Genomic DNA, 25,804 nt, shown 5'->3' with positions numbered 1-25,804 from the left:
TCCTCCGTCGGCCGGGCCTGCTGCCCCGGCGGCTCGTCGTTCGGCGCACCGTAATCACCGCTCGGCGCACAATTCGCCTTCCGGGCCGCGTGACGGCCGTCACAAAGTCGTAGCCTCCGGCCGTTACATCGAGAGCCACGACTCCCCGGAGGTGTGTCAGATGGCTGCACCGGAACCGGAGGCGCCGACCACGGCGCCAACCAGGGCGAAGGACCACAGCCCCTGGAACTGGTTGCTCTTCATCCCCATCGTGGTGCCGCTGATCCCGGCCTTCTTCAACGGCGACTCGCCCCAGATCTTCGGGTTCCCGCGCTACTACTGGCTGCAACTGGCGTACATCCTGCTCGGCGTCACCACCACGACGCTGGTCTACCAGATGACGAAGAAGCGGGGTGGCCAGTGAGCGCGAGGAGTGAGCCGGGTCTGCGAGCCCCGCAGTCGCGAACGAAGGTGGTGCCGGTGAGCGCGAGGAGTGAGCCGGGTCTGCGAGCCCCGCAGTCGCGAACGAAGGTGGTGCAGTGATGTGGCGGGACCATCTCACCGAGATCATCGTCTTCTCCCTGCTGTTCCTCCTGGTCAGCGGGATGGGCTTCGTGGCCGCCCGCTGGCGGGCACCGAAGGACATGGCGCACCTGGACGAGTGGGGGCTGGGCGGGCGCAGCTTCGGCGGCTGGATCACCTGGTTCCTGGTTGGCGGTGACCTCTACACCGCGTACACCTTCGTGGCGGTGCCGGCGCTGATGTTCGGAGCCGGGGCGGCCGGGTTCTTCGCCGTGCCGTACACCATCGTCATCTATCCGTTGGTCTTCCTGGTGTTGGTCCGGCTCTGGTCGGTGTCGCACCGGCACGGGTTCGTCACGCCGGCCGACTTCGTCCGCAAGCGGTTCGACTCGCCGGTGCTGGCGCTGCTGATCGCGATCACCGGCATCGTCGCCACCATGCCGTACATCGCGTTGCAGTTGGTCGGCATCGAGGCGGTGCTCAAGACGATGGGGGTCACCGGCGACAACACGCTGGCCCGGCACCTGCCGATCATCATCGCGTTCGCCATCCTGGCCGCCTACACGTACCAGTCGGGGCTGCGCGCGCCGGCGCTGATCGCGTTCGTCAAGGACATCCTGATCTACATCGTCATCCTGGTGGCGATCATCTACCTGCCGTACAAGCTGGGCGGCTGGGGTGACATCTTCGCCGCCGCGGACGCGAAGTTCGATGCCTCGCCCAACCCGAACGACGGCATCCTGCTCAACGGCAACAACCAGCTCCAGTACGTCACGTTGGCGCTCGGGTCGGCGTTGGCGCTCTTCCTCTACCCGCACAGCATCACCGGTGTGCTGGCCAGCCGGAACCGCGACGTGATCAAGCGGAACATGTCGGCGCTGCCGGCGTACAGCCTGCTGCTCGGGCTGATCGCGCTGTTGGGTTACATGGCCATCGCGGCGGGCGTGAAGCCCCTGCCGGGGGCGTCAGCCGGCAGCGTGGACAACAACACCATCGTGCCGCTGCTCTTCGACCAGCAGTTCCCGGACTGGTTCGCCGGTGTGGCGTACGCGGCGATCGGCATCGGCGCGCTGGTGCCGGCGGCGATCATGTCGATCGCGGCGGCGAACCTGTTCACCCGCAACATCTACAAGGAGTACCTGAAGCGGGACGCCTCCCCGGCCCAGGAGGCCAACGTCTCGAAGATCACCTCGCTGGTGGTGAAGGTCGGCGCCGTGGCCTGCATCGTCTTCCTCGACCCGCAGTTCTCCATCGACCTTCAGCTGATCGGTGGCGTGATCATCCTGCAGACCCTGCCGGCGGTGGCGCTGGGCCTCTACACCCGCTGGTTCCACCGCACCGGGCTGATCGTCGGCTGGGCCTTCGGTATGGGGCTGGGCATGTGGATGCTCTACCAGGTGGCCAGCCCGACCCGGAAGCACTTCGGCGGCTCGGCGTTCCCGCTGTCGGAGTTCGGCTTCGACACCACCAGGACGATCTACGTCGGCATCGTGGCGGTGGTGGTCAACCTGGCCGTCGCGGCGCTGGTGACGCTGGCGCTGCGGGCCGCGAAGGTGGCCGAGGGCGTCGACGGCACCACGCCCGACGATTACTTCGCCGACGAGGGCGACCCCCGGGTCACCCCCGGCACCGAGAGCAACGCAGACCCGGCCCGCGAACCGGTCGCCTGACCCCACCCCACCCCACCCCTGCCCCCACCCGCGTCCCCACCCCGCCACCCCGCCCCCCACCCCGCCGCCCCCGCCCCCGCCCTCCGCCGCCGCCCCGCCGCCCCGCCCCCCGCCCCCGTCGATCTAGGGCAGATAGTCGCTAGTTGATCTCCGCGAGCAGCGATTTGCCCTAGATCGACGGGGGTGGGGGCGCGGGACGCGGGGCGCGGGTGGGGGCGCGGGGCGCGGGCGTGGGCGTGGGGACGCGGGTGCGGGTGGGGTGGGGTGGTTAGCGGGGGCGGTTGCGGGACTCTAGGGCCTTGTTGAGGCGGTGTAGCAGCACCGCTAGGGTCTCCCGGTCATCGGCGGGCCAGTCGCCGAGCATCTCGCCGTAGAGCCGCGTCCGCGCGGCCCGCACCGCGGCCATCCGTTGCAGGCCGGCGGCGGTGGGGGAGATGACCGTGCCCCGTCCGTCGGTCGGGTCCGGGTTGCGGGTGATCAGGCCGTCGCGCTGGAGTGCGGAGACCTGCCGGGTCACGGTCGAGCCGTCCAGGTTGAGCCGGGCGGCGAGCGCGGAGACGTTCTGCGGGCCGGCGGTGTCCAGGTGGCGCAGGATCACGTACGCCGCCCGGTCGAGCACCCGGTGCTCGGCGGTGCCGGTGGCCCGCCGGGTGGCCTCGCCGAAGCGCATCAGCAGGGCCACCTCGGTCTCGATGCGGCCGAGGGTGATCTCCTGGTCGTCGTCCATAGCTGTACGATACAGGATAAGTGCCTGCATGATACAGCTAACTGGGGAGTCGAAGTGGATCGGCGTTCCGAACCGAACCGCAGTGCCATCTACGCCACCACGCTGGTGGCCTTCCTCGCCATCGCCGGCATCGCCGTCGTCGACCCGATCCTGCCGGCCATCGGCGACGCCATCGGGGTCACCGCCTGGCAGGTCGAGCTGCTCTTCACCGCGTACATCGCGGTCATGGCCCTCGGCATGATCCCGGCGACGCTGGCCAGCGGCCGGTTCGGTTCAAGCCGGTGCTCCTCACCGGCGTCTCCGTGGTCGGCCTGGCCGCGATCCTCGCCTCGTTCAGCAACAACATCGTGCAGCTGTCCGTGCTGCGCGGCGTCTGGGGGCTGGGCAACGCGATGTTCTTCGCCACCGCCATGGTGGTGCTGGTCAACCTGGCCGTCGACCGGGAATGGGTGGTCGGCCTCTTCGAGACCGCCCTTGGTCTCGGCTTCGCCGTCGGCCCGCTGATCGGCGGCCTGCTCGGCGGGATCAGCTGGCGGCTGCCGTTCTTCGTTTGCGGCGTGTTCATGGTCCTCGCCCTCGGCGTGGCCACCCGCAAGCTCCGCGAGCCCACCAATCGGCAGGCCCCGGTACGCGTCGGCCAGATCTTCGCCACCTATCGCCGGCCGGCGTTCATCGCGCTCTGCGTGGTGACCGGCACGTACAACTTCGTGTTCTTCGTGGTGCTCGGCTACACGCCACTCTTCCTGGGCCTGGACGTCATCCCGCTCGGGCTGGCGTTCACCGGCTGGGGGCTCGGCCTGGCCGCCGGCATCCTGGTGATCGGCCACCGACTGGCCCACCGGATCGGTGCCGTGCAGACCGTCGGCGTGGCCATCGCCGGGCTGCTGGTCTGCATGGTCCTCTTCGCCACCTCCACCAGCACCGCCGAGGCGCTCGTGGTGCTGGTGCTCTCCGGCCTGTGCATGGGGCTGGCAAACGCCAACCTCACCGACCTGGCGCTCGGCCTCGGCTCCAGCGACCGCCGGGTCGCCACCGGTGCGTTCAACCTGGTCCGGTGGGGCGCCGCCGCGCCGGCACCGATCATCTCCGGCAAGCTCGCTGAGCACTCGCTGTCGCTGCCGTTCTGGGTCGGCTTCGGGGTGCTCGCCGTCGGCGTCCTGGTCTACCTGGCCTTCGCGCACCTGATGGCCGCCGGATACGGCGAGCGGGTGCTCTGGTCCCGCCGGAACCGAGCCGCCTCCAGCACCGAGCACGAGCCGGTCGGCGAGACGTACTGATCGCCGTTGCGGGGTCAGCTCAGGGCACGCCAGAGCAGGTAGAGGCCGATCGTCGTGCCGAACACCACGATCACCGTTTTGAGCAGCACCGGCGGCAGCCGGCGGACCAGCCGGGCGCCCGCGTACCCACCGATCAGCGTGGCCGGCGCGACCACCGCGACGGCCGTCCAGTTCACCGGGCCGAACAGGGCGAACACCACCAGCGTCGTGCACCCCACCACCGCGGAAAGCAGATTCTTGATCGCGCTCACCCGCGCCAGCGTCGCGTCCAGCACCAGGGCCAGCCCGGCGACCAGCATCACCCCGAGCGCCGCGCCGAAGTACCCGCCGTACACCGCGCCGAGCGCGACCATCGTCTGCACCGCGATCGTCCGCTGGCGCGGCGACATGTCCCGGGGGTGGCCGACCAACCGGCGCAGCGGGTCCTGGAAGGCCAGGACCGCGGTCGCGCCGAGGACCAGAAAGGGTACGACCAGCTCGAACGCGCGGGCCGGGGTGGCCAGCAGCAGCATCGCCCCGAGGATCGTGCCGACGATGGTGGTGGGCACCAGCGTGGCCAGCGCGCGGGGGCGCGGCAGGTCCGCCCGGCTGCCCGCCACGCTGGCCAGATAACCGGGGAACACGGCGACCGAGTTGCTGACGTTCGCCGGTACCGGGGGCAACCCGACCGCGATCATCGCCGGGAAGGTGATCAACGAGCCACCACCGGCCACCGCGTTGACCGTGCCAGCGGCGAGACCGGCGGCGAGCAGCAGCGCGGCGTGGGAGAGATCCATAGCCCCACGAGGCTAGCCGTCGCCTCGCGGAGCGGATTCGCCGACCGCCCTTGAGCTGCGCGATCTTGCTCAGGCGGGGCGGCAATACCGGCAGCACGCTCGTCGTTAGGATAGGAGCGCGACGGACGAGTCGACCGGGCGGCCGCGTCGGCGGGCTTCGGCCCGCCGCCGAGGAACGTCCGGACTCCACAGGGCAGGGTGGTTGTTAACGGCAACCCGGGGCGACCCGCGGGACAGTGCCACAGAAAACAGACCGCCGACCCCATGCGGGGACGGTAAGGGTGAAACGGTGGGGTAAGAGCCCACCAGCACCCCGGGTGACCGGGGTGGCTCGGTAAACCCCACCCGGAGCAAGGCCAAGCAAGGGCCGTCACCGCAAGATGACGACCCGGCGCAGACGCTTGAGGGCTGCCCGCCCGATGTCTGCGGGTAGGCCGCTGGAGCCTGCCGGCAACGGCAGGCCGAGATGGATGGCCGCCGCCGGCGCAAACCCTCCGGGGTACGCGCCGCGCACAGAATCCGGCGTACAGGTCGACTCGTCCGTCGCCCACCAGCTTGGTGCGACGCCAATACTTTGCCCTTGCGCTAAGTGTCGTTGCAAGCCATGCTTAGCCGCATGGCACAGTATTCGGCGCAGCTCGACGATGTGTTCGTCGCCCTCGCCGACCCGACCCGGCGCGGGGTAATCCGGCGCCTCGGCCACGGCCCGGCGAGCGTCGGCGATCTCGCCAGCGAGTTTCCGATGACCCTTCCCTCGTTCATGAAGCACGTACGGACGCTTGAGTCCAGTGGGCTGATCCGCACGGCGAAGTCCGGTCGGGTGCGTACCTGTGTGCTCAGCCGTGAAGGCCTCGCCGTCATCGATGACTGGCTCGCGGAGCAGCGCCGCATCTGGGAAGAGCGCACCGATCGCCTCGAACACCTCGTCACCGACCCCGAGGAGAACCGACAGTGAATCCCGACCTGGATCTGACCCTGGAGCGGGTGATCCGCGCCCCCCGTGCCGCCCTGTGGAGCGCGTGGACCGACCCGTCCCGCTTCGAGAAGTGGTGGGTCCCGGCTCCGACCCTGTGCCGCGTCGACCGCTTGGACGTCCGGCCCGGCGGCGCGCTCGTGACACGACTAAGCGACGACGGGGTGGAGTTCGTCCCGCACGTCGACGCGACCTTCCTCGTCGTCGACGAGTTCGAGCGGATCGTGTTCACGAACGCGATCGACAGCGCCTGGCGGCCCGCGGACCCTGCCCCGGTCCGCATGACCGCCGAGATCACCCTGAGCGATCACCCGGATGGCACGGACTACCGGATCATCGTCCGCCATGGTGATCCCGCTGCTCGCGCCCGTCACCAGGAACTCGGCTTCGGGGAAGGCTGGAGCTCGGTCACCGAGCAACTCGCCGGGGTCACCGAAAGCCAGGGCGCGCGATGAAGATCGCCCTTACCGAGTTCGTAACCCTCGACGGGGTCAGCCAGGGTCCCGGCTCGCCGACCGAGGATACGAGCGACGACTTCACCCGGGGCGGCTGGCTTGTGCCCTACCTGGACAAGCTCTTTGTCCAGCGCACCTCTGAATGGCTGGGGCTCGCCGACGGTCTGCTGCTGGGGCGGCGGACCTACGAGGCGTTCGCTCGCGACTGGCCGCAGATCACCGACGTGGACGACCCGTTCACCGAACGGATGAACTCACTACCGAAGTACGTCGTGACCAACACCCTCACGGAGGGTAGTTGGCACCCGTCGACCGTGCTCCACGGCAACCCGATCCAGACCGTCGGGAAGCTCAAGGAGCAGCCAGGACGGGAACTCCAGATCCACGGGAGTGCACGACTCGGAAACGCCCTGTTGTCGGCCGGCCTCGTCGACACACTCCGACTCGTCGTGGCTCCCACCGTGATTGGTTCCGGGCGGCGGCTGCTCGACCGCCCAAGCGCACCCGTCGGTCTGCGACTCGTTCGCCACGAGGTAACGGCGAACGGTCTGCTGCTGCTGGAGTACGAGCGTGTCGGCGTCGCCCCCGTGGCGGAATACGAAGGCGTCACTGCCTTCGTCTAGTCACCGTGCTCACACATGTGGCCGGCCAGTGCCTCCATCGACTGATGCAGCGACACGCATGTGCGTAACGGATAACGCTGGCGTTGCGCGAACGGGGCCACGCCAGCCCACCGCATCGCGCCCCGCCCGCACGGGGGACAGGCGCCTCCGCGCGGCTGTCGTCGGTTACGGCCGCTCGGGGACCTGGGCGACGAACGCGGCCCAGGTTGTTGGGGCGAAGGTCAATGCCGGACCGGCTACATCTTTCGAGTCGCGGATGGCCACAACGCCGCGCATGTTGCTCGCCACCTCGACGCAGTTCCCACCGCTTGCGCCGCTGCGGGTGGACTTACGCCACCGGGCGTTACTGAGGTCCATGATGGCTCTCAACTTCCTTCAGCAGGTCGATGGACTGCCGGCGTGGGAGCGCCTCGTTTCGGACGCTCTCCCACCTTGCCTGAAGCGTAGCTACCTCATCGTTCTTGTCGATGACGTCCCCGCCAAGCTGGTTTTCGAGGTGTCCAACCCAGACGCCCTCGCTGGACCGAGCCAGCGCGAGCGGCCCGGACAGCCCGATGTGTAGGCCGCTGGCTATCGGGATGACGTGGACGTGAACGTGCGGAAGCTCGGCCATCGTGACCAGGTGGGCGACCTGTTGGGCCATGATCCCGCCGAGACCATCACCCGTGCGCCGTATCGCGGCTTCGTCCAGCACGGCGACAAACTGTGGCCGGCGCTCTCCAGTCAGGATCGCTTGCCGGCTCATGCGCCCTTCCACGCGCTGCTCAACCTCGTCATCGGTGAGGCTTTCGACTGTTCGCAGGACGGTGCGGGCGTAGTGCTCCACCTGTAGTAGGCCGGGGATCAGATTGGGCTCGAAGTAGCGAAGCTGTGTCGCTCCGCGCTCCGCGTCCAGCCAGGGCAGGAACCACGACGGTGCGCCGAACTTCGTCGCCAAGCGCTCGAATAGTCCGCCGTTGTTCAGTGCCCGATCGGCGCCCTTGATGAAGTCAGTCGTCAGCGCTCGGGTGCCGCCCTCTACGGCGCTGACGTGCGAGGCACTGAAGCCGGCAGCTCGGCCGAATGACTCTTGCGTCATGCCGGAAGCCCCTCGGGCGCGGCGGATCTCGCCAACGATGAACGCCGACATCGGGCCTGGCACGTCAGCCATGCAACGCTCCTCAAATTGAAGATCGACTACCCGAGGCGCCACACGTCTGGAGCCTGTTCTGCCAGCTCATCCCGGATGCCCGAGGCACCTTCCGAGCGTAGTGGTCTCCACATCAGAGTGTCACCAGGCGGCGTGACTGGTAGGGGCACGAGACCCGGCGGTCGCGTTCGTAGCGGGGCCGCTCCCGACGGGCGAGCACTCACGGGAGCGGTCCCTTCCCAACGGCACCAGGGGGAGACTGTGCCCGACGACAGGCCCGAGAAGTCCAAGCCCAAGGCGGCGAGCCCGCCGCCCGCGAACCCGGATACGCCGACTGCCTCTTACGACCCGTGGCCGCCGAGGACGATCGTTCCGCCCTTCCGACGTCCGGGCGCGAACCGCGCCCGCGCGTACCGGTGGGTGTCGCAGTGATCGGGGAGATGAAGGCTGGCGACGTGGTCCACCTGGCCACCGCGGCAAGCGTGCAGTTCCTTCGCCCGATCTTCGTGCGCGTCATCCGCGAGCTGCCTGAGCGGCACACGTACGACGGGTGGGTGTGGATTGAGGGATACGAGCTGAACGCGGCAGGCGACGCGGTGGCGCGCCGAGAGTTGTTCGTGATGCGTGCGGGCGTGCGGTTGCAGGCACTGCCCGCCGCACTGCCGAAGCCCGCCAAGCGTCGGCCCGTCCGTCGGGTTCCGGTGCGGGTCGGATGACCGCCCGCCCGCGCCCGCACCTGCCGATGCGCCCGGTGTGGCTGTGCCGCAACTGCGCCGCGCCCTGGCCGTGCAGCCCCGCTCAGCTTGACCTCATTGCCGAGTTTTACGGCCATTCGATCGCGCTGGCGTTCTATCTTGCCGCGTCGATGCACGAGGCAATCGACGACGTGTACGGCCTGGGGCTGCGCCCGAGCTCGCCCGCGATGCACGCCAGGTTCCTCGGGCGGTTGTCCCTGGCCCGCTGGCCTCGCCGGTCACCTCGACTCTGAGGTTCCGTCGTCGCGTAGCGAGGGCTGGGTCAGCAGTGGGAGCCGCCGAGCGGGGCGGCGCCGACGAGCGCTTCGACGGTCGTCGTTGGCGCGATCGACTCAGCCGGCGTCGGCGTCGGCGGGGCGGCACTGGCCGTGGGGGTCGGCGGAGCCGAGGGTGAACCGCTGGGCGTAACGGCGGCGGCGGGGTCGACGAGGGTGACCGTGCTGCCTTGGAGCTGCTTGGTGACCATCCGGATGTCGGTGGCGGTCGCCTGGTGCCCGTACACGTCGGTGATTCTGATGCTGTAGGGCCCGGGGCCGAGCCCGCCCTCGACGGTCCAGTAGTTGTCGCTCTGGCGGGCCGCCTTGCGGAAGCCGCCGCCAGGCCCCTTCGCCTCGACCGAGCGGAGCGGGTTGCCGTGGTTGCCGACCTGCACCGCGAACCACCACTGCGAGGCGCCCCCCTTCATCCGGAAGGTGAGCCCTCCGTCGAGCGGTGGGTTCACCACCGCCCGGTACGTCACCGGCACCACGCCCTGCGCCCGGTCGGCGATTCGGTCGAACGCCTGGTTCGAGAGGTCGATCTTGCCGGGTGGGCATCCGCCGCACTGGTCCATGACCAGGACCCGGACCGTGCCCTTCGGGCCGCTCACGTCCAGGTAACTGCCGCAGGCCGCCGCCCCGGAGTACTCGGATGAGCCGAGGGCCACGTAGAGCCGGTCCGCCGCAGGGCTCGGGAAGGAGCAGTTGCCGCCCGAGCGGCCCGCGTCGTAGAAGCTGGCCTTTCCCTTGTGGACGGTGTTTCCGGTCGGTGGCGCGGCGCAGGCCGGGGTGGCACCGGAACGTACGGCGAGGGTGATGCCGAGTACGGCCGCCAGGGCTGTCACCCCCGCACCGGCCAACCAGTGTCTGACCCGCCGATTCGACCGGGGCGTGCCGTTGTCGCCGGCCGGGGTGTCGTTCTCCGGGCCCGTGTCTGGTGCCGTCACGGCGCCTGATGTTGCCGCACGATGCTGCGGAAGCGCAAAGCCGTCGAGCGGACCGCGCCCCTTGGACGGCCACCAGCGGTAGATGGTCTGCTCGACTACTCGTATCGCCACGGGCCCGGGGCGCGGCGTTCTAGGCTCCGAGATATGGCGGCGGCGTGCCCATTTCGACGGTGGCACATAAGGCCCGGCGGTGTCTTCACCCCATGATTCCCCTTGCGAGGCGCGAACTCAGACGGAGAGGAAGCACGCATGGCTGTCAAAACCACAGCACGTCCAGGCACCACGGAGATTCGGCCGTTCACTGTCGAAATCCCTCAGGCGGACCTTGACGACCTGCGGAGGCGCATCGGGGCCACCCGCTGGCCGGAAAAGGAAACCGTTGACGACCAGTCGCAGGGCGTGCCACTCGCGACGATTCAGGCCGTTGCCCGCTATTGGGAGAACGAGTACGACTGGCGCAAGGTCGAGGCGCGGCTGAACGCCCTACCGCAGTTCATGACCGCCATCGACGGCGTGGACATCCACTTCATCCACGTCCGCTCGAAGCACGAGGATGCGCTGCCACTCATCGTCACGCACGGGTGGCCCGGCTCTGTGATCGAGCAGATGAAGATCATTGAACCGCTCACCGATCCCACGGCGCACGGCGGGAGCGCGTCGGACGCCTTCCACCTGGTGATCCCCTCGCTGCCCGGCCACGGCTTCTCGGGCAAGCCGACCTCGTCGGGCTGGAACCCCGAAAAGATCGCGACCGCCTGGACCGAGCTGATGAGGCGTCTCGGCTACACGCGGTTCGTCGCGCAGGGCGGCGACTGGGGTGCGGTCGTCGTGGATCAGATGGGTGTGCAGGCGCCTCCGGAACTGCTCGGCATTCACACCAACATGGCGGGTGCGGTCCCACCTGAGATCGACAACTTGTTCCAGGGCGACACCACTGGAGCGAACAACGCGATGGGTTCGCTGCCATCCGGTCTGTCCGACGACGAGATGCGTGCGGCCACGGAGTTGGACTACGTCTGGAAGCACGTCGCCTATGCCCTCATGATGGCGACGCGTCCGCAGACGCTGACCGGGCTGGCGGATTCTCCGGTCGGCCTGGCGGCCTTCCTGCTCGACCATGACGCGAAAAGTCTGGCCCTGATCGCGCAGGTCTTCGACGGAGCCAACGCAGGCCTCACCCGCGACGACATCCTGGACAACATCTCGCTCTACTGGCTGACGAACACGGCGATTTCCGCGTCTCGTCTGTATGCGGAGAACAAGCTCTCGTTCTTCGCCACCAAGGGCGTGAACGTCCCGGTCGCGGTGAGCGTCTTTCCCGATGAACTGTACGAGGCCCCGCAGAGTTGGGCCGAGCAGGCGTACCCCAACCTCATCTACTACAACAAGCTCGACATGGGCGGGCACTTCGCGGCCTGGGAACAGCCGAAGATTTTCTCCGAAGAGCTTCGCACCGCCTTCCGGTCGCTTCGCTAGATGGCCGTGTTCGGGCGGCCGCACCTGCCTCCGCTCGACGGGGCGGCCGAGTGGCTCAACACCGAGCCACTCGGCCCCACCAACCTGCGTGGCCGCGTCGTCCTGGTGAACTTCTGGACGCTGACGTGCATCAACTGGCTGCGTCAGGAGCCGTACGTCCGTGCCTGGTCACAGGCCTACCGCGACGATGGGCTCGTCGTCGTCGGGGTGCACACGCCGGAGTTCTCGTTCGAGCACGAGGTCGAGCGGGTCAGACGGGCGGTCGCGGCGCGGTCGATCGACTACCCGGTCGCGGTCGACAACGACTACGCGATCTGGGGCGCCTTCGACAATCACTACTGGCCGGCGCTCTACTTCGTCGACACCGACGGGGTCATCCGCGACGAGCACTTCGGCGAGGGGCGCTACGAGCAGTCCGAGCGCGTTCTCCAGCAGTTGCTCGGCATCGAGCGCGAACCCGTTCCCGTCGAGGGTCTCGGCCCGGAGGCAGCGGCCGACTGGGACAACCTGCGTACGCCGGAGACGTACCTCGGTTTCAGTCGCGGCGAACACTTCGCGTCGCCGAACGGCGCCGCGCCCGACGAACGCCGCGCCTACGAGGTGCCGGAGCGCCTGGGCCTCAACCAGTGGGCCCTGGCGGGTGAGTGGACGATCGGGGCGGAGAACGTCGTGGTCGACCGGGCCGGCGGCAGCATCGCCGTCCGGTTCCACGCACGCGACGCGCATCTCGTGCTGGCTCCCGGGACGCGACAGTCGATCCCGTTCCGCGTGCTCCTCGACGGCGACGCTCCGGGCCCGTCACACGGGGTCGACGTCGACGAAGACGGCATCGGCGTACTCCAGGACGGTCGCCTCTACCAGCTCGTACGCCAGCACGGCGCGGTCCGTGAGCGAACCCTGGAGATCACGTTCGGCGAGCCCGGCGCCGAGGCCTACGCCTTCACCTTCGGCTGACGCGCAGATCGACACTGCTCACCGTGTCGGAGACCGGTGAGAAGCTGCGTACCCGAGCGCCGGGACGCAGACGGTTGTCGGTGGCGTACCGGTCAGCGAGCGCCTTCTCCGCGGCCTCGTCGCCGTCGTCGGCCTGGAGCAGCAGCGCGGCGATCTCGTCGGCGAGCGTGAGGTCGGCGTCGGCGAGGTCGTCGGTCATCGCGCCGAAACTGTCCCACAGCAGCAGTTCGTCCTTCTGCCGATGGGCCAGTTCGTGCAGGACGTAGTTGTAGATGAACCAGGCGCCGTGGACCGGCAGGTCGGGGGCCACGCCGTAGACGTCGGGATCGATCGTCCCGGCCCGGTAGGCCGACCACACCCGCGCTGCCGAGTCAAAGAGCCCGGCCTCGGGGTCGAGGTCGTAGCCGTCGAACTGCCAGTCACCAGCCGGGTCGAGCTCCGGGTCCGCCCAGACCCAGCGGTGGCCGTCCCAGTACTCGACCAGTACGTGATCGTGATGCCAGCCGGGGGTGAAGTAGGAGGCGAAGCCGACCCGGCTGCGGCTGGGAATGCCGTGCTGACGGAGGATCGCGACCGACAGCAGTGTGTGGTCCCGGCAGCAGCCCGCCACCCGTTCGGCTGTCAGACGCCCGGTCGTGAGGGCAGGGGAAATCGGGACTGGTCGATGTCGAGGATGCGGTCCACCCAGCGGCAGTTCACCTCGTCCAGCCGGTCGCCGGGCAGCTCGACGCCGCCGGCCCGGTAGTGAACGATCACATTGCGCGCGGTCGCCGCCACGGTGGGGATGTCGGTCGCCACGGCGTCGAGGAGTCCGCCGTGCCGACCGGGGTCGCTGTAGGGGGAGTGTCTCCGGTAGTCATCGAGGTCCATGGGACCAGTCTCCGGCCCGCCACCGTGTCAGGGTCAAGGCGCCATTCCCGGATAGTGTCGATTGCTGTGACAACGCCTGAGATCACCGTCGCCAGCCCAGCCGACCGCGATGCGGTGGTCGGTTCGCTGGTCGCCGCGTTCGTCAAGGATCCCGTCCTGCGGTACCTGTTCCCCGACGAGGAGACCTACCCGCGCTACGCCGCCGCCTTCTTCGGGCACCTCTTCGACAAGCGGGTGCACCGGTCGTCGATCTGGACGATCGGTGGCGGTGCGTCCGTCGCCATCTGGGAGCCGCCGGCTCGGCAACCGGCTGACGTGCCGGCTGCCGGGCACGGGGCGCCGAAGGAAGCTCCTTATCCGGCCGACGTGCTGGCCCGGGTGCAGGGCTACGACGACACTGTGCACGCCGCCCTGCCGACGTTCCCGTTCTGGTATCTCGGCGTCCTGGGCACGCACCCCGACAGCGCCGGACGTGGTTGGGGTCGCGCCGTCATGAGGGCCGGGCTGGACCGCGCCGCCGCCGATGGCCTGCCGGCGATCCTGGAGACCAGCAACCCGGGCAACGTCGAGCTGTACCGCCGGGCCGGCTGGGAGGTGGTGGGCTCCCTGTCGGAGCCGGTGCCCACCTGGATCATGCAACAGTCGACCCGCTGAGAGCCAGATCTTGGACATCTCCCGTTAGGAGGGCGAGCTAACGGAAACTGTCCAAGATCTGCGCGGATTGCCGGTGACGTGAGGCCATCAAGCGGCGAAGATGCGCTCGTAGATCTCGTCGATGACGTCGTTCTTCGCCAGACTGTAGTCGCGGGGCCGGTCCGCGGTGTCGCGCGCGAGGCGCCGCTTGGTCGCGGCGTAAAGCTCCCGGTCCTGCGGATGCGAGCGCAGCCAGTCGCGGAAGAGCCGGTGCCGGACGGGTTCCGGCGCACCCTGCGGCCAGACGTGCAGGTTGACGTCCTCGGCGGCGCTGAGAAGCATCCGGTGCCCGTGCCACCAGGGCTCCCGGAGGACGAGTCGGTACCCGAGCCCTTCCAGGGCGGGGAGATACGTGGGCTCCTCCGCTGCGTCCTCGATGATGAGGTCGACATCGATGATGGGCTTGGCCGCCAACCCTGGCACCGCGGTGGACCCGACGTGTTCCACACCGATGATCTGGCCACCCAACGCGTCGGAGAGCGACGCGCGGACGGCTCTGAACCGTTGTGCCCAGTCCGGGTCGTACTCCTCGATGACGACGGACTCCCACGTCTGTGGTGGCTCGCCCAGCAGGCCGGCGTCGACCTGTTCGGGCGTGCCGTGGAAGCGCTGCACGACGTCCTGCGGGTACTCGGCCACGGCAACCTCCCGACGAAGCAAAGTCCGCCAGGATACGACAGGACGATCGGTGCGGCCCCACCCGACCGTTGCGGGCACCGGATGTCGGGTGCGCCACCGGCCCCGCCACCTAGCGTCACTGCTCGAAAGGGAAGGAGGCCCGGGTGCTGGAGCGGCTCAACGAGGCCATGGCGTACATCGAGCGGCACCTCGACCAGCGGATCGAGGTCGCTGAGCTGGCGCGGATCGCGCTGACGTCGGAGTACCACTTCCGGCGGCTGTTCTCCGCGCTGGCCGGCATCCCGCTGTCGGAGTACATCCGTCGGCGTCGGCTCACCGTCGCCGGCGCGGACGTCCTGGCGGGTGAGCGGACGTTGCTCGACGTCGCGGTGCGCTACGGCTACAGCTCGGCCGAGGCGTTCGCCCGGGCGTTCCACGCCGTGCACGGCGTGGGGCCCGGAGAGGCTCGGCGTACGGGGGCAGCGCTGCGCGCCCAGCCTCGGATGTCCTTCCGACTCACCGTCGAAGGGAGCGGCAGCATGGAGTACCGAATCGTCAGCAAGGACGTGTTCACGCTGGTGGGGCGCAAGGCCCGGGTCCCGCTGGTGCACGAGGGGATGAACCCGGCGATCGTCGCGTTCATCCGGAGCATCGACAAGGAGACGACCGGGCGGATCGAGGCGCTCTCCGATCAGGAGCCGGCCGGGATCGTCAACGTCAGCGACAACCTCGCCGACAGCCGGGAGGAGGGCACCGAGCTGGACTACTGGCACGGGGTGGTGACCGGCGCAGCCCCGCCGGAGGACCTGGACGCGCTGCCGGTGCAGGCCGGGACGTGGGCGGTGTTCACCACCTCCGGCGCGTTCCCGCAGGCGGTGCAGTACCTGTGGCGCGACGTGTTCACCCAGTGGTTTCCGTCCAACCCGTACCGCAGCCGACCGGGACCGGAGATTTCCCGGGTCCGGGTGTCCGCGGACGGCACCACGGCGGACGCCGAGTTGTGGATCCCCGTCGAACGGGTCTCTACCCCTATGTAGTGTTCCGATACAGTTGCCGGATGCGGATGACCATTCCGGTCGCGAAGGTGCTCGCGGCGCTGCTCGCCGAACCTGACGCGCAGCGCTACGGGCTGGATCTGATGCGTTTGACCGGCCTACCCAGCGGCACCCTCTATCCGGTGCTGCACCGGCTGAGGGGGGCCGGCTGGCTGGCCGCCGACTGGGAGGCGATCGACCCCGTCGTGGCCGGGCGGCCGGCCCGCCGCTACTACCGGCTCACCGCCGAAGGCGTGGCCCACGCCCGGAGCGCGCTCGCCGAGCTGCGCGCCGCCATCCCCGATGGTCGCTCTTCGTGGGGCGGCACCGAGCCCCCCGGGGCGCCGGCATGGTGAGCCGCCGGGCCGCCGAGCTGCTGCTGGAGATGGCCGCTCGCCGCTGGCCAGTCGACATCCGCGACGACCTGCGCCGGGAGTGGGCCGCCGAGTTGCACGTGCTCGCCGAGAGCGGCCGCCGGACGAAGATGGTCGGCTTCGCGGTGAGCCTCGCCGTCAGTCGGGCCGGCGCCCCGCTCGTCGACCGCAGCATGATGCATCGGCGGGCCCGCCGTACCGCGGCCGCGTTGCTGCTGTCCCCGCTCGTCTGCGCGCTCGCGTACACCATTCGGGCGGCCCGGTCGGCGCCCACCGCGCCGGTCGCCCTCGCGCCAACCCCGACCCCGGTCTGAGCCATGCGGCTCAGCTGGGTACGTCGTCCCAGGTCGTGCCCGGCTCCAGGTACCCGGTCAACTGGTTCTCGCGCAACGCGTACGCGATGACCAGCAGGGCGTGCTTGTCCAGCTCGGGCAGCCGGTCCAATGGGAACCACCGCACGGCCAGCGACTCGTCGTCGTTGACCCGGGCGGTGCCGGCCACCACCCTGCACAGGAAGCCCAGGTTGAGGTACTCGCAGCGGTCCCCATTGGGGTAGGTGTGCGGGTGCGAGACGGCACTGGACAGCCGTACCGGCGCGACGTCCAGACCGGTCTCCTCCCGCACCTCGCGGACCAGCGCGGTGGCCGGCTGCTCGCCCGGCTCGACGAATCCGCTGATCACCGACCAGCGCCCGTCGTCGGCGCGCTGGCCGAGCAACAGCTCACCGGCGTCGTTGCGGACCACGGCGCTGACGCTGGGCAGCCAGAGCAGGTCGTGACCGACGTGCTTGCGGATCCCCACGATGTAGTCCGGTGTCGCCATCCGGCGATCATAGGCCGCGACCCCACTGGCCAGCGCCGTCCCGCCACCCCGCGTCGGGCGTCAGGCCGACCAGCTGACGGTACGGCGGAAGCCCTCGTACTCCTTGGCGAGTTCAGCGTCGATCCGTTCCATGCGAGTCTCGGTGAGCACCACCGAGGGGTCCTGCCACGGTCGGCCGGCGAGCATCCGGCGGCGCAGTCCGGTCGGTGGATGGGGGGCGAACAGCGACGCCCCGGCACGGACCGACAGTGTCCGGAACTGGCCGCTCAGCCGACGGCCAGCGGCGGGTGAAGTATCCCTACCTGGGCTTCTTTCGGTGTTCCGGCCCGAGACGCCATAACCAGCTCTACTGTGGAGAGGGTCGGCGACTTGTGCGATCCGGTGGCGGCCGGTCGGTTCGCGGTGCACAGTGATTCCCATGAGCGACAGCGGACGTAGTGGGCAGTTCTACTGGTGCACCCGGCACCACCGGGTCGAGACGGACGCCAACGTGTGCCCGGCGAAGCACGTCCTCGGCCCGTACGACTCGGCGGCCGACGCGGAGAACGCCCTGCAACGAGTGCAGGAGCGGAACGAGGCGTGGGATGCCGAGGACGCTCGTTGGGCCGGGGAGGACAAGTAGGCGGCGCGGGACGGCCCGCGCCGAGGTATTTCGTGCTCCGCGAGGACGCACGCGAGAGCACGTCCCCAAGGAGGGAACCACGATGGCCGAGACACAGCAGGCCACCACCCGCCCGGCCGCCCGACGCACCACCGCGAAGAAGACCGCCGCGGCGGAGCGGAACACGGCGGCGAGCCGGACCACCCCCGTCCGCAAGTCCACCGCAAGTGCGGCTGCGGCGAAGGCCCCGGCCAGGAAGGCAGCCGGCGGCGCGGGGCGCGCCCCGGCCACGAAGACCACCACGGCGGCCAAGAAGGCCCCCGCGAAGAAGGCCACGACCAAGGCCACCACCAAGGCGTCCACTGCGGCCAAGAAGGCGCCGGCGAAGACCTCGACCGCCACCCGCAAGACGACCACCGCCGCCAAGCGGACCCCGGCGCCCGCGGCGAGGAAGACAACCGCCGCCGCGAAGAAGACCACCGGTACGGCGAAGAAGACGGTGAGCGCGGCGAGGAAGACCACCACCTCGGCGGCGAAGAAGACCACTGCCGCGGCGAAGGCGCCGGCGCGCAAGACCGCGACCAAGGCGTCCGCCGTCAAGAAGACAGCGGCCAAGAAGACGGCCCCGACGAAGACGACTGCCAAGAAGGCACCGGCGAGGAAGACGGCGGCGAAGAAGACCGTGTCCACCCGCCCCAGCGGCGGCGCCCGCAAGGCTCCGGCGAAGAAGGCCCCAGCCGCCAAGGCGACAGGCACCTCGTCGACCACCGCGCGTAAGGCGGCGGCGAAGAAGGCCCCGGCAAAGAAGACCGTCGCGGCCAAGGCTCCGGCCCGCAAGGTGACCGCCCGCAAGTCGCCGGCACGCCCGGCCGCCGCACGGGCCACTGCCCCCCGGGGTACGCGCAGCACCGCTCGAAAGGCGACCGGCTGAGTGCAGGCGGCCCGGCCGGCTGTGTGCAGGTCGCCCGGCCGGGTGGTGTGACGGGGTTCGTCCGGGTGTGCCTGAGCCGGTTCGTTCAGCCGTGCCTGAGGCGGTACTTCCGGCGCTTGAGGCGGTTCGGTGTGGCGCAGTTCGTTCAGTGGGCGCTCGCGAGACTCGTCGGCTGGGAACGGGCGCATTTTTGGGCCGGTCACCGGAAGCGGATCACGCGCGGCGCTGTCAGGATTGACCCGTGGTCATTCGACGCGTACTCGCGCCCCGTATCGACTTCGGCGCGCTGCGCCGCGAGCTCGGCCTGTCCGAGGATTTCCCGGCTGACGCTCAGCGCGAGGCCGACGAGGCGACTGCCGCACCGCCGCAGCCGCCCGTCGACCGCACCGACGTTCCGTTCGTCACGGTTGACCCGGCCTCCTCCCGCGACCTGGACCAGGCGATGCACCTCGCCCGCCGTCCGGGTGGCGGCTACCGGGTGCGGTACGCGATCGCCGACGTCGCCGCGCACGTCAGCCCGGGCGGCGCGTTGGAGGCGGAGACCTGGCGGCGAGGGCAGACCATCTACCTGCCCGACGGAAACGTGCCGCTGCACCCGCGGACGCTCAGCGAGGGTGCGGCCAGTCTGCTGCCCGACGACGACCGGGCCGCGGTGATCTGGACCATCGACCTGGACGCCGACGGTGCCACCGTGGCCGTCGAGCTGGAACGCGCCCTGGTTCGCAGCCGGGCCAAACTCGACTACTCCGGGGTGCAGGCGGCAGCCGACGGTGGGCGACTGCCCGACCCGATCGCGCTACTGCCCGAGATCGGCGACCGGCTGACCGCCCGAGGGTTGCGTCGCGGTGCCATCAACCTGCCGCTGCCCGAGCAGGATCTGGAGCCCGACGGCGACGGTTGGCGGCTGGTGCTTCGTGCGCCGGTGCCCATGGAAGAGCACAACGCCCAGATCTCCCTGCTGACCGGGATGGCCGCCGCCGATATCATGCTGGCCGGCCGGGTCGGCGTGCTGCGTACCATGCCGGCGCCGAAACCGGAGGCGGTGCAGCGGCTGCGGGCCGCCGCCGCGCCGCTGGGCGTGCACTGGCCGGACGATGTAGGCCCGGGTCAGGTGATCGCCGGTTTGGACGCCGCCCAGCCGCGCGCCGCCGCGTTCATCGACCAGGCGGCCGAGTTGATGCGCGGCGCCGCGTACACCGCCTTCGACGGGGCGCTGCCGGAGCAGCCGGAGCACGGCGGTGTGGCAGCCGCGTACGCCCACGTCACGGCGCCATTGCGGCGCCTGGCCGACCGGTACGCCACCGAGGTCTGCCTGGCCCTGCACACGGGCCGGGCGGTGCCCGACTGGGCCCGCGCCGCGCTGCCCCGGCTGCCCGAGGTAATGGCGAGCACCGACCGGACCGCTTCGACTGCCACGCGAGGTGCCGTCGAGCTGGCCGAGGCGGTGTTGCTGGCGCACCGGGTGGGCGAGACCTTCGACGCGGCCGTGCTCGACGTGGACGCCCCGCCCAACGGCCGAGCCCGCACCCGACCGCCCGGCGGCACGGTCGCGCTGGACGCCCCGCCGGTACGCGGCCGCTGCCTCGGCCAACTGCCGCTCGGCGAACGGGTCCGAGTCCGACTCGTCACCGCCGACCCGACCGCCCGCACGGTCCTGTTCGAGCTGGCCTGACCCGGCTGCCGGCCGCAAACCCGCTGCCTCGGGTTGGCCAGCTGCCTAGGGCTGGCCAGCTGCCTAGGGCTGGCCTGTTGTCTCGGGTTGGCCTGCTGCCTCGGCGGGCCGACTGCCTCGGGCGGACTGGCCGCTGCCTCGGGCTTGCCCGTTGGCCTGCTGCCTCGGGCTGGCGGCTCGTCGCTGGGCGGGATGCGGGCTACCTGGAGGCAGCGGGGATTGTCACAGCGCTCGGCGCTGCAGTCGGACCGGGCGGTTTGCGAGGATGAACCCATGGCATACGACGCGAGCACGCTGCCCGACGTGTCCGGGCTGACGGTCGGCATCATCGGTGGCACCGGCGACCAGGGACGGGGCCTCGCCTACCGGTTCGCGCGGGCCGGGCAGACGGTGCTGATCGGCTCTCGGTCCGCTGGGCGGGCCGTCGAGTCCGCGGCCGAGATCGCCGCCCTACCCAGGATGCCGGCCGACGTCAGCGTCACTGGTGCGGCCAACGATGAGGTAGCCCGGCGTAGCGACGTGGTGATCATCGCGGTGCCATGGGACGGGCACGCCGCCACCGTCGCCGCTCTCGCCGAGCCGCTCGCCGGGCGGATCGTCGTCGACTGTGTCAACCCGCTCGGCTTCGACAAGCAGGGCCCGTACGCGCTGACCGTCGCCGAGGGCAGCGCCGTGCAGCAGGCGGCTGCGTTGCTGCCCGAATCCCGGGTCTGCGCGGCGTTCAACCACGTCAGTGCCCCGCTGCTGGCCGACCCCGAAGTCGACCGGATCGACCTGGACGTGCTGATCTGCACCGAGGAACGCGAGCTGGTCGACGTGGTCGGCGCGCTCGCCGCCCGGATCCCGGGGATGCGCGGCATCTACGCCGGCCGGCTGCGCAACGCCCACCAGATCGAGGCGTTCACCGCCAACCTGATCGCCATCAACAAGCGCTACAAGGCACACGCCGGCATCCGCGTAACTGACCTGTGACCAGCTCACCCGACCTTCAAGTGCGCTGACCGGTGCTGGGTCGGCCCGATGCTGGGTCGGCCCGACGCTCGTCGGCCTTCGAGCGCGGCGCCCTGCGTTGGTGCTCTGACCGATGCTGGGTCGACCCGATGCTGGGTCGGCCTTGGAGCGCGGGCCCTGCGTTGGTGAGCTGATCTGCCGCGCTGACCTGACAGGGTGTGCCGACCTGCCATGGTGCGCCGATCGGCAGGGTTTGCTGACGTGCCAGGGCGTCTTGACCTGCGATAGGCGCGTCGGCCTGACCTTGCGCATGCCGGCCCGCCTTCGAGACGTCGACAGGTACCGATCGGCGCGGCTGTAGGCACGCCTGGCGGCCTTGAGTGTGCTCACGTGCGTCGGTGGTACTGGTTGCGGCGGGGGAGTTGGTTGGGGTCGAGCCAGGTTGGTGGGATGAATTCGGGGTGGCCGTCGCCGGCTAACCGCACCTGCCAGTCGCTGTGGTGGATGTGTCGGTGGTGGTGGGTGCAGAGCAGTGCCGCGTTGTGTAGGGCTGTGTCGCCGTTGTCGGCCCAGTGTTGGATGTGGTGGGCGTCGCACCAGCGGGGTGGGCGGTCGCAGCCGGGGAAGGTGCAGCCGCGGTCGCGGAGGAGCAGGGCGCGTCGGAGGGGGCCGGTGATGAGGCGGCGTTGTCTGCCGACGTCGAGGACTTGGCCGGTGCTGCCGAGGACGGCGGGCAGGATGGTGGCGTCGCAGGCGAGGCGGCGGACTGTTTCGGGGGTGAGTTCGAGGCCGGTGTCGAGGGTGCCGGCGTTGAGTTGCCGGGTCAGGTTGTCGTAGTTGGTGGTGACGACGAGTTGGGCGGGGTCGCCGCCGTGGTCGGGTAGTTCGCCGGTGCGCAGGGTGAGTCGGCAGAGGTCGGCGAGGGCGTCGTGTCGGCGTTGCCCGGGGGAGCGGGTGTCGTCGGGGCCGGTGGGTGCGGTCAGTGGGTCGATGGCGGCGCGGAGCAGGCCGGCTGCCTCGGCGTCCAGGGTGCCGGTTAGCCGCAGACGGCCGTCCTGCAGCGCCGACACAGTGACATGACGGTCGCGGCGGGCTCGGCGTGCCTCGGCCTCCAATGCCGCCTGGGCGGCGGCTTCGGCGGCCTCGGGTGCGACGTGGTCGAGGATCCGGGTGCCCAGCTTGCGCAGCAGGGTGGGGTCGAACTGCCCGGCCCACTCGGTGAGCACACCGACCGCCTTGTCGGCCGCCTCGGCGCCGGCGGCGGCCTGCACGGTGTCGACGGTGTCGGCGATGACCCGGGCCTGTTCGAGGCTGATGTGCCCATCGGCGAGCGCCTGTCGGACCCCCGGGTTGCCGGTGTCCAATGCGGTGGCGAGGTCGACGAGCCGGCGGGCGGCGGGGATGGTGAGGCGTAGCCGTTCGCGGAGCCAGACCGGGGTGGAGGAGGCGCCCTGGGCGTGGGGCGTGCCGCGGCCGTTGATCTCGCGGACCAGGGCGAGCTTGACTGCGGCGAGGCGTTGCTCGAGGCGGTGCGCGGCGTCGAGCGCCGCGACCAGCTCGTCCTCGTGCAGCGCCCAGGTGGCGGCGGCGGCGCAGGCCGCGACCGCACTCTCTGCCTGGGCCAACTCCTCAACCATGACTCGACACTAGAACAGGTGTACGACACCTTCATTTGTCATGATCGATTGATTCGTTGGCGGTCCCAGGCTGGTCGGCGGGGCCGGCTGGCGGACGGAAACTCCGTACCGGCCGACCCCGCCGCCATAGGCAATGCCGGCATGGCCCACGGACTGTCGGGCCGTGGGCCGCTCTAGAAGGTGTGTTCGGTGGCCGGGAAATCGCCGCCTCGGACCTCGTCGGCGAAACGGCGGGTGGCGTCGGTGAGGGTGCCGGCCAGGTCCGCGTACCGCTTGACGAAGCGTGGCGCCTTGCCGGTACGCAAGCCTGCCATGTCCTGCCAGACCAGCACCTGCGCGTCGGTGTCCGGGCCGGCGCCGATGCCCACCGTCGGGATCGGCAGTTCGTGGGTGATCCGCTTGGCGACCTCACCGGGCACCATTTCCAGCACCACCGCGAACGCGCCGGCCTCCGTCACCGCCCGCGCGTCGGCGAGCACCTCGTCGGCCGCGTCGCCCCGACCCTGCACGCGGTAGCCGCCCAGGGTGTGTTCGCTCTGCGGGGTGAAGCCGATGTGCGCCATCACCGGAATGCCGGCGCCGACGATCGCGGCGATCTGCGCGGCACAGCGGCGGCCACCCTCCAGCTTCACCGCGTGGCAGCCACCCTCCTTCATGAACCGGACGGCGGTGCGCAGCGCCTGGGCCGGGCCCTCCTCGTACGAGCCGAACGGCAGGTCACCGACGACCAGCGCCTGCCGGGTCGCCCGCACCACGGCCCGTACCAGCGGGAGCAGCTCGTCGGCGGTGACCGGCAGGGTCGTCTCGTAGCCGAACACGTTGTTCGCTGCCGAGTCACCGACCAGCAGCACCGGGACGCCGGCCTGGTCGAAGATCGACGCCGTGTACTGGTCGTACGAGGTGAGCATCGGCCACCGTTCGCCGCGCTCCTTGGCGGCCATCAGGTCGCGGGTGCGGACCCGTCGTGTGGCCGGGCCGCCGTACAGCGCGGTCACCTCGTTCGGAGTGGACTCCACCATCTCTGTCTCCCTTCCTCGAGGCCGCCTGCGCGGTCCCCGGGTTCCGCCGCGATCGTCGCACCGCGAGACGGGGTGACGGCAGGGCCCAGTGCAAGATGTCACTCCACCGCCTTGAGCAGCGCCGCGAAGCCGCCGCGAGCAGCGCCGCTAAGCAGCCCGCGCACAGCGCCGCGAGGCCGCGCCCGCGAGCAGCGCCGCGAGGCCGCGCCGCGCACAGCGCCGCGAGGCGGTGCCGGGCCGTGCCACCGACCCGGCACCCCCAGGTGTACGGCTCAGCCGCGCTCGCGCCACCGGTTGGTGATCGGCAGACGGCGGTCCCGGCCGAACGCCTTCATGGAGATCTTCGCGCCCGGCGCGGACTGCCGTCGCTTGTACTCGGCGGTATCCACCAGCCGCAGCACCTTGTCCACCACCGCCGGGTCGTGACCCGACTCGACCAGCCCGTCACGGCCGAGGTCGCCGTCGACGTAGCCGATCAGGATCGGGTCCAGTACGTCGTAGTCGGGCAGGCTGTCGCTGTCCAGTTGGCCCGGGCTCAGTTCGGCGCTCGGTGGCTTGCCGATCGAGTTCTCCGGGATCGGGGCGGTCTCACCGCGCCGATCCGCGTCCGTGTTGCGCCACTTCGCGAGTCGCCAGATCAGCGTCTTCCAGACGTCCTTGACGGGGTTGAAGCCACCCACCGAGTCGCCGTACAGCGTGGAGTAGCCGACCGCCAGCTCGCTCTTGTTTCCGGTGGTCAGCACCAGGTGGCCCTCCTGGTTCGACAGCGCCATCAGGATCACGCCACGAACCCGGGCCTGCAGGTTCTCCACGGCCACCCCGGACAGCGACAGGTTGGCCAGGAAGCCGTCCACCATCGGCTGGATCGGCTCGACGCGGTAATCCAGGCCGGTGCGCTTGGCCAGGTCGGCGGCGTCCTCCCGGGAGTGCTCGGAGGAGTGCTGGCTCGGCAGCGACACCCCGACCACCCGGTCCGGGCCCAGCGCGTCCACGGCCAGCGCGGCCACCACCGCCGAGTCGATGCCGCCGGACAGGCCGAGCACCACCGACGGGAACCGGTTCTTGTTGACGTAGTCGCGCAGGCCGAGCACCAGCGCCTGCCACACCTCGGCCTCGTCGGCCACCGGCTCGATGAGCCCGCCGGTGGCGGCCGGGCCGGACGGCGTGGGCGGAATGCCGTCCAGCGTGGTGTGCACCACCCGCATGTTGTCCGCGACGGCCTCCGCTGGCGGCGTCGTGGTGGCGGCCGGCAGTTCGACGTCGTGCACGAGGAGGTGCTCGACGAACTGCGGGGCCCGGGTGAGCAGCTCGCCGTCGGCGCTCACGATCATCGAGTCGCCCTCGAAGACCAGCTCGTCCTGGCCGCCGATCATGTTCACGTACGCGATGGCGGCACCCGCCTCGGCGGCCCGGCGGCGGACCAGCGGCAGCCGGACGTCGTCCTTGTTCAGCTCGTACGGCGAGCCGTTGATGTTGACCACGAGGCCGACGCCGGCCTGCCGGGCGGCGGCGAACGGGCCGCCGGCCTGCCACAGGTCTTCGCAGATGGTCAGCGCGACGTCCACGCCGCCGATCCGCACCACGGTCAGGGTGTCGCCGGAGACGAAGTAGCGGTCCTCGTCGAAGACCCCGTAGTTGGGCAGGTGGTGCTTGAAGTAGCGGGCGGCAACGGCACCCCGGTGCAGCAGCGCGGCGGCGTTGCGGGCGCCCCGGCCCGGCTCGGCGTCCCCGCTGACCTGTGGCGGCCCGTCGGCGTCCAGGTAGCCGACCACGACCGGCAGGTCGCCGAGGCCGTCGGCGGCGAGGTCGGCCGCGAGTCGCTCCACGGCGGCCCGGGACGCGGCGACGAAGGAGCGCCGGAAGACCAGGTCCTCGACCGGGTAGCCGGTCACCATCATCTCCGGAAAGAGCACCAACTGGGCACCGGCTTCGGCGGCCTGGCGAGTCCAGCTGCGGACCAGGTCGGCGTTTCCGGCGAGGTCGCCGACGCTCGGATTGACCTGGGACAGGGCGAGACGCAGGGTGGGCATGTCCTCATCTTGCCCCAGCCTGCTCGGCAGAA

General features: G+C 70.3%; 32 protein-coding genes and 1 other RNA gene. 19 read left to right on the top strand and 14 right to left on the bottom strand.

All coding sequences use genetic code 11. The annotated features are described in order from the left end of the window. Positions 1 to 160 precede the first annotated feature (160 nt). Positions 161 to 403 (top strand): DUF3311 domain-containing protein, encoded by a 243-nt coding sequence (locus ABZS37_RS24580; RefSeq protein ID WP_355172548.1) that lies wholly within the window; start codon positions 161 to 163, stop codon positions 401 to 403. A gap of 118 nt (positions 404 to 521) precedes the next feature. Beyond that, positions 522 to 2,171: a monocarboxylate uptake permease MctP gene (gene mctP / locus ABZS37_RS24575; RefSeq protein WP_355172546.1), complete on the top strand. Its 1,650-nt coding sequence runs from the start codon at positions 522 to 524 to the stop codon at positions 2,169 to 2,171. A gap of 268 nt (positions 2,172 to 2,439) precedes the next feature. On the opposite strand, the gene ABZS37_RS24570 is transcribed toward mctP, so the two are convergent. Together ABZS37_RS24570 and ABZS37_RS24565 are read right to left on the bottom strand one after the other, a co-directional pair. Next, positions 2,440 to 2,898, bottom strand: a complete 459-nt coding sequence (locus ABZS37_RS24570) for a MarR family transcriptional regulator (protein ID WP_355172544.1) — start codon at positions 2,896 to 2,898, stop codon at positions 2,440 to 2,442. An 89-nt stretch (positions 2,899 to 2,987) separates the two neighbouring features. Continuing rightward, a complete protein-coding gene (locus ABZS37_RS24565; RefSeq protein ID WP_355172542.1) occupies positions 2,988 to 3,125 on the bottom strand; it encodes a hypothetical protein in 138 nt (45 codons plus the stop codon). A gap of 54 nt (positions 3,126 to 3,179) precedes the next feature. Between ABZS37_RS24565 and ABZS37_RS24560 the strand changes: the two genes are divergently transcribed. Then, on the top strand, positions 3,180 to 4,175 hold the full coding sequence (locus ABZS37_RS24560; protein ID WP_355172540.1) for an MFS transporter: 996 nt from the start codon (positions 3,180 to 3,182) through the stop codon (positions 4,173 to 4,175). Positions 4,176 to 4,189: 14 nt separating this feature from the next. Here ABZS37_RS24560 and ABZS37_RS24555 read toward each other — a convergent pair whose 3' ends face one another. Then, the gene (locus tag ABZS37_RS24555; protein ID WP_355172538.1) at positions 4,190 to 4,951 is read right to left on the bottom strand and encodes a sulfite exporter TauE/SafE family protein; all 762 of its coding nucleotides are present in this window, start codon (positions 4,949 to 4,951) and stop codon (positions 4,190 to 4,192) included. A 126-nt stretch (positions 4,952 to 5,077) separates the two neighbouring features. Between ABZS37_RS24555 and rnpB the strand changes: the two genes are divergently transcribed. The 4 genes from rnpB to ABZS37_RS24535 all read left to right on the top strand — a co-directional run bounded on the left by rnpB (position 5,078) and on the right by ABZS37_RS24535 (position 7,002). Further along, positions 5,078 to 5,494, top strand: an RNA gene (rnpB, locus tag ABZS37_RS24550) — RNase P RNA component class A. A gap of 46 nt (positions 5,495 to 5,540) precedes the next feature. After that, positions 5,541 to 5,906, top strand: coding sequence for a metalloregulator ArsR/SmtB family transcription factor (locus ABZS37_RS24545; RefSeq protein ID WP_355172536.1), 366 nt, complete (start codon positions 5,541 to 5,543; stop codon positions 5,904 to 5,906). Continuing rightward, positions 5,903 to 6,379 carry an SRPBCC domain-containing protein gene (locus tag ABZS37_RS24540; RefSeq protein ID WP_355172534.1) on the top strand — a complete coding sequence of 159 codons (477 nt, stop codon included), beginning with the start codon at positions 5,903 to 5,905 and terminating at the stop codon, positions 6,377 to 6,379. Before ABZS37_RS24545 ends, ABZS37_RS24540 begins: the two co-directional genes overlap by 4 nt. Further along, entirely contained in the window at positions 6,376 to 7,002 is a 627-nt protein-coding gene (locus ABZS37_RS24535) for a dihydrofolate reductase family protein (protein ID WP_355172532.1), read from the top strand. The genes ABZS37_RS24540 and ABZS37_RS24535 overlap by 4 nt, the downstream gene beginning before the upstream one ends. A gap of 165 nt (positions 7,003 to 7,167) precedes the next feature. On the opposite strand, the gene ABZS37_RS24530 is transcribed toward ABZS37_RS24535, so the two are convergent. Further along, positions 7,168 to 7,359 (bottom strand): DUF397 domain-containing protein, encoded by a 192-nt coding sequence (locus ABZS37_RS24530; RefSeq protein WP_354996888.1) that lies wholly within the window; start codon positions 7,357 to 7,359, stop codon positions 7,168 to 7,170. Then, positions 7,346 to 8,152 carry a helix-turn-helix transcriptional regulator gene (locus ABZS37_RS24525; RefSeq protein ID WP_355172530.1) on the bottom strand — a complete coding sequence of 269 codons (807 nt, stop codon included), beginning with the start codon at positions 8,150 to 8,152 and terminating at the stop codon, positions 7,346 to 7,348. Before ABZS37_RS24525 ends, ABZS37_RS24530 begins: the two co-directional genes overlap by 14 nt. A gap of 419 nt (positions 8,153 to 8,571) precedes the next feature. Here ABZS37_RS24525 and ABZS37_RS24520 point away from each other — a divergent pair, with 419 nt between their 5' ends. Continuing rightward, a complete protein-coding gene (locus ABZS37_RS24520) occupies positions 8,572 to 8,847 on the top strand; it encodes a hypothetical protein (RefSeq protein ID WP_355172634.1) in 276 nt (91 codons plus the stop codon). Further along, positions 8,844 to 9,119, top strand: coding sequence for a hypothetical protein (locus tag ABZS37_RS24515; RefSeq protein WP_355172528.1), 276 nt, complete (start codon positions 8,844 to 8,846; stop codon positions 9,117 to 9,119). The genes ABZS37_RS24520 and ABZS37_RS24515 overlap by 4 nt, the downstream gene beginning before the upstream one ends. A 29-nt stretch (positions 9,120 to 9,148) precedes the next feature. Here ABZS37_RS24515 and ABZS37_RS24510 read toward each other — a convergent pair whose 3' ends face one another. Next, the gene (locus tag ABZS37_RS24510; RefSeq protein ID WP_355172526.1) at positions 9,149 to 10,090 is read right to left on the bottom strand and encodes an expansin EXLX1 family cellulose-binding protein; all 942 of its coding nucleotides are present in this window, start codon (positions 10,088 to 10,090) and stop codon (positions 9,149 to 9,151) included. 249 nt (positions 10,091 to 10,339) lie between these two features. On the opposite strand from ABZS37_RS24510, the gene ABZS37_RS24505 reads away from it, so the two are divergent. Together ABZS37_RS24505 and ABZS37_RS24500 are read left to right on the top strand one after the other, a co-directional pair. Beyond that, a complete protein-coding gene (locus ABZS37_RS24505) occupies positions 10,340 to 11,566 on the top strand; it encodes an epoxide hydrolase family protein (RefSeq protein ID WP_355172524.1) in 1,227 nt (408 codons plus the stop codon). Further along, on the top strand, positions 11,567 to 12,520 hold the full coding sequence (locus ABZS37_RS24500) for a redoxin domain-containing protein (protein WP_355172522.1): 954 nt from the start codon (positions 11,567 to 11,569) through the stop codon (positions 12,518 to 12,520). Here the strand turns inward: ABZS37_RS24500 and ABZS37_RS24495 are convergent. Then, positions 12,507 to 13,130 carry a transglutaminase-like domain-containing protein gene (locus ABZS37_RS24495; RefSeq protein WP_355172520.1) on the bottom strand — a complete coding sequence of 208 codons (624 nt, stop codon included), beginning with the start codon at positions 13,128 to 13,130 and terminating at the stop codon, positions 12,507 to 12,509. The genes ABZS37_RS24500 and ABZS37_RS24495 overlap by 14 nt on opposite strands. Before the next feature lie 11 nt (positions 13,131 to 13,141). After that, on the bottom strand, positions 13,142 to 13,390 hold the full coding sequence (locus ABZS37_RS24490; RefSeq protein ID WP_355172518.1) for a hypothetical protein: 249 nt from the start codon (positions 13,388 to 13,390) through the stop codon (positions 13,142 to 13,144). Positions 13,391 to 13,456: 66 nt separating this feature from the next. Between ABZS37_RS24490 and ABZS37_RS24485 the strand changes: the two genes are divergently transcribed. Beyond that, a complete protein-coding gene (locus tag ABZS37_RS24485) occupies positions 13,457 to 14,044 on the top strand; it encodes a GNAT family N-acetyltransferase (RefSeq protein ID WP_355172516.1) in 588 nt (195 codons plus the stop codon). A gap of 87 nt (positions 14,045 to 14,131) precedes the next feature. Here the strand turns inward: ABZS37_RS24485 and ABZS37_RS24480 are convergent, their stop codons facing one another. After that, complete coding sequence (locus ABZS37_RS24480; RefSeq protein ID WP_355172514.1) at positions 14,132 to 14,722, bottom strand: GrpB family protein; 591 nt, start codon at positions 14,720 to 14,722, stop codon at positions 14,132 to 14,134. Positions 14,723 to 14,865: 143 nt separating this feature from the next. Here ABZS37_RS24480 and ABZS37_RS24475 point away from each other — a divergent pair, with 143 nt between their 5' ends. From ABZS37_RS24475 to ABZS37_RS24465, 3 genes are read left to right on the top strand one after another with little or no spacing between them, the layout of a single operon-like run. Continuing rightward, on the top strand, positions 14,866 to 15,738 hold the full coding sequence (locus ABZS37_RS24475) for an AraC family transcriptional regulator (protein WP_355172512.1): 873 nt from the start codon (positions 14,866 to 14,868) through the stop codon (positions 15,736 to 15,738). Between the two features lie 20 nt (positions 15,739 to 15,758). Next, on the top strand, positions 15,759 to 16,091 hold the full coding sequence (locus tag ABZS37_RS24470) for a PadR family transcriptional regulator (protein WP_355172510.1): 333 nt from the start codon (positions 15,759 to 15,761) through the stop codon (positions 16,089 to 16,091). Further along, a complete protein-coding gene (locus ABZS37_RS24465; protein WP_355172508.1) occupies positions 16,085 to 16,423 on the top strand; it encodes a hypothetical protein in 339 nt (112 codons plus the stop codon). The genes ABZS37_RS24470 and ABZS37_RS24465 overlap by 7 nt, the downstream gene beginning before the upstream one ends. 10 nt (positions 16,424 to 16,433) lie before the next feature. Here ABZS37_RS24465 and ABZS37_RS24460 read toward each other — a convergent pair whose 3' ends face one another. Further along, positions 16,434 to 16,931, bottom strand: a complete 498-nt coding sequence (locus ABZS37_RS24460; RefSeq protein ID WP_355172506.1) for an NUDIX domain-containing protein — start codon at positions 16,929 to 16,931, stop codon at positions 16,434 to 16,436. A gap of 60 nt (positions 16,932 to 16,991) precedes the next feature. Beyond that, a complete protein-coding gene (locus ABZS37_RS24455; protein WP_355172504.1) occupies positions 16,992 to 17,117 on the bottom strand; it encodes a hypothetical protein in 126 nt (41 codons plus the stop codon). A gap of 232 nt (positions 17,118 to 17,349) precedes the next feature. Here ABZS37_RS24455 and ABZS37_RS24450 point away from each other — a divergent pair, with 232 nt between their 5' ends. From ABZS37_RS24450 to npdG, 4 genes are all read left to right on the top strand, one after another. Then, positions 17,350 to 17,553, top strand: a complete 204-nt coding sequence (locus ABZS37_RS24450) for a hypothetical protein (RefSeq protein ID WP_354996898.1) — start codon at positions 17,350 to 17,352, stop codon at positions 17,551 to 17,553. Positions 17,554 to 17,635: 82 nt separating this feature from the next. Next, positions 17,636 to 18,463 (top strand): histone, encoded by an 828-nt coding sequence (locus ABZS37_RS24445; RefSeq protein ID WP_355172502.1) that lies wholly within the window; start codon positions 17,636 to 17,638, stop codon positions 18,461 to 18,463. A gap of 241 nt (positions 18,464 to 18,704) precedes the next feature. Beyond that, positions 18,705 to 20,135, top strand: coding sequence for an RNB domain-containing ribonuclease (locus ABZS37_RS24440; protein ID WP_355172500.1), 1,431 nt, complete (start codon positions 18,705 to 18,707; stop codon positions 20,133 to 20,135). A 273-nt stretch (positions 20,136 to 20,408) separates the two neighbouring features. Then, positions 20,409 to 21,107 (top strand): NADPH-dependent F420 reductase, encoded by a 699-nt coding sequence (gene npdG, locus ABZS37_RS24435; RefSeq protein WP_355172498.1) that lies wholly within the window; start codon positions 20,409 to 20,411, stop codon positions 21,105 to 21,107. A gap of 365 nt (positions 21,108 to 21,472) precedes the next feature. On the opposite strand, the gene ABZS37_RS24430 is transcribed toward npdG, so the two are convergent. The 3 genes from ABZS37_RS24430 to ABZS37_RS24420 form a co-directional block, all read right to left on the bottom strand. Then, positions 21,473 to 22,723, bottom strand: coding sequence for a DUF222 domain-containing protein (locus ABZS37_RS24430; protein ID WP_355172496.1), 1,251 nt, complete (start codon positions 22,721 to 22,723; stop codon positions 21,473 to 21,475). Positions 22,724 to 22,896: 173 nt separating this feature from the next. Further along, positions 22,897 to 23,742, bottom strand: a complete 846-nt coding sequence (gene panB / locus ABZS37_RS24425) for a 3-methyl-2-oxobutanoate hydroxymethyltransferase (RefSeq protein ID WP_355172494.1) — start codon at positions 23,740 to 23,742, stop codon at positions 22,897 to 22,899. A gap of 272 nt (positions 23,743 to 24,014) precedes the next feature. Continuing rightward, a complete protein-coding gene (locus ABZS37_RS24420) occupies positions 24,015 to 25,772 on the bottom strand; it encodes an NAD+ synthase (protein WP_355172492.1) in 1,758 nt (585 codons plus the stop codon). Positions 25,773 to 25,804 lie beyond the last annotated feature (32 nt).

This window comes from Micromonospora sp. NPDC005413 (genome assembly GCF_040606435.1).
Lineage (GTDB): Bacteria > Actinomycetota > Actinomycetes > Mycobacteriales > Micromonosporaceae > Micromonospora.
Note: the sequence above shows the minus strand (reverse complement) of the source record. Positions and strands in the feature narration are given on the sequence as shown.

Coding starts and splice junctions, on each gene's coding strand:
- ABZS37_RS24580 (WP_355172548.1), top strand. CDS start 161: ATGGCTGCACCGGAACCGGAGGCGCCGACCACGGCGCCAACCAGGGCG.
- mctP (WP_355172546.1), top strand. CDS start 522: ATGTGGCGGGACCATCTCACCGAGATCATCGTCTTCTCCCTGCTGTTC.
- ABZS37_RS24570 (WP_355172544.1), bottom strand. CDS start 2,898: ATGGACGACGACCAGGAGATCACCCTCGGCCGCATCGAGACCGAGGTG.
- ABZS37_RS24565 (WP_355172542.1), bottom strand. CDS start 3,125: ATGACCGCGATGTACGCGGTGAAGAGCAGCTCGACCTGCCAGGCGGTG.
- ABZS37_RS24555 (WP_355172538.1), bottom strand. CDS start 4,951: ATGGATCTCTCCCACGCCGCGCTGCTGCTCGCCGCCGGTCTCGCCGCT.
- ABZS37_RS24535 (WP_355172532.1), top strand. CDS start 6,376: ATGAAGATCGCCCTTACCGAGTTCGTAACCCTCGACGGGGTCAGCCAG.
- ABZS37_RS24530 (WP_354996888.1), bottom strand. CDS start 7,359: ATGGACCTCAGTAACGCCCGGTGGCGTAAGTCCACCCGCAGCGGCGCA.
- ABZS37_RS24525 (WP_355172530.1), bottom strand. CDS start 8,152: ATGGCTGACGTGCCAGGCCCGATGTCGGCGTTCATCGTTGGCGAGATC.
- ABZS37_RS24520 (WP_355172634.1), top strand. CDS start 8,572: ATGAAGGCTGGCGACGTGGTCCACCTGGCCACCGCGGCAAGCGTGCAG.
- ABZS37_RS24515 (WP_355172528.1), top strand. CDS start 8,844: ATGACCGCCCGCCCGCGCCCGCACCTGCCGATGCGCCCGGTGTGGCTG.
- ABZS37_RS24505 (WP_355172524.1), top strand. CDS start 10,340: ATGGCTGTCAAAACCACAGCACGTCCAGGCACCACGGAGATTCGGCCG.
- ABZS37_RS24500 (WP_355172522.1), top strand. CDS start 11,567: ATGGCCGTGTTCGGGCGGCCGCACCTGCCTCCGCTCGACGGGGCGGCC.
- ABZS37_RS24490 (WP_355172518.1), bottom strand. CDS start 13,390: ATGGACCTCGATGACTACCGGAGACACTCCCCCTACAGCGACCCCGGT.
- ABZS37_RS24470 (WP_355172510.1), top strand. CDS start 15,759: ATGCGGATGACCATTCCGGTCGCGAAGGTGCTCGCGGCGCTGCTCGCC.
- ABZS37_RS24465 (WP_355172508.1), top strand. CDS start 16,085: ATGGTGAGCCGCCGGGCCGCCGAGCTGCTGCTGGAGATGGCCGCTCGC.
- ABZS37_RS24460 (WP_355172506.1), bottom strand. CDS start 16,931: ATGGCGACACCGGACTACATCGTGGGGATCCGCAAGCACGTCGGTCAC.
- ABZS37_RS24455 (WP_355172504.1), bottom strand. CDS start 17,117: ATGCTCGCCGGCCGACCGTGGCAGGACCCCTCGGTGGTGCTCACCGAG.
- ABZS37_RS24450 (WP_354996898.1), top strand. CDS start 17,350: ATGAGCGACAGCGGACGTAGTGGGCAGTTCTACTGGTGCACCCGGCAC.
- ABZS37_RS24445 (WP_355172502.1), top strand. CDS start 17,636: ATGGCCGAGACACAGCAGGCCACCACCCGCCCGGCCGCCCGACGCACC.
- npdG (WP_355172498.1), top strand. CDS start 20,409: ATGGCATACGACGCGAGCACGCTGCCCGACGTGTCCGGGCTGACGGTC.
- ABZS37_RS24430 (WP_355172496.1), bottom strand. CDS start 22,723: ATGGTTGAGGAGTTGGCCCAGGCAGAGAGTGCGGTCGCGGCCTGCGCC.
- panB (WP_355172494.1), bottom strand. CDS start 23,742: ATGGTGGAGTCCACTCCGAACGAGGTGACCGCGCTGTACGGCGGCCCG.
- ABZS37_RS24420 (WP_355172492.1), bottom strand. CDS start 25,772: ATGCCCACCCTGCGTCTCGCCCTGTCCCAGGTCAATCCGAGCGTCGGC.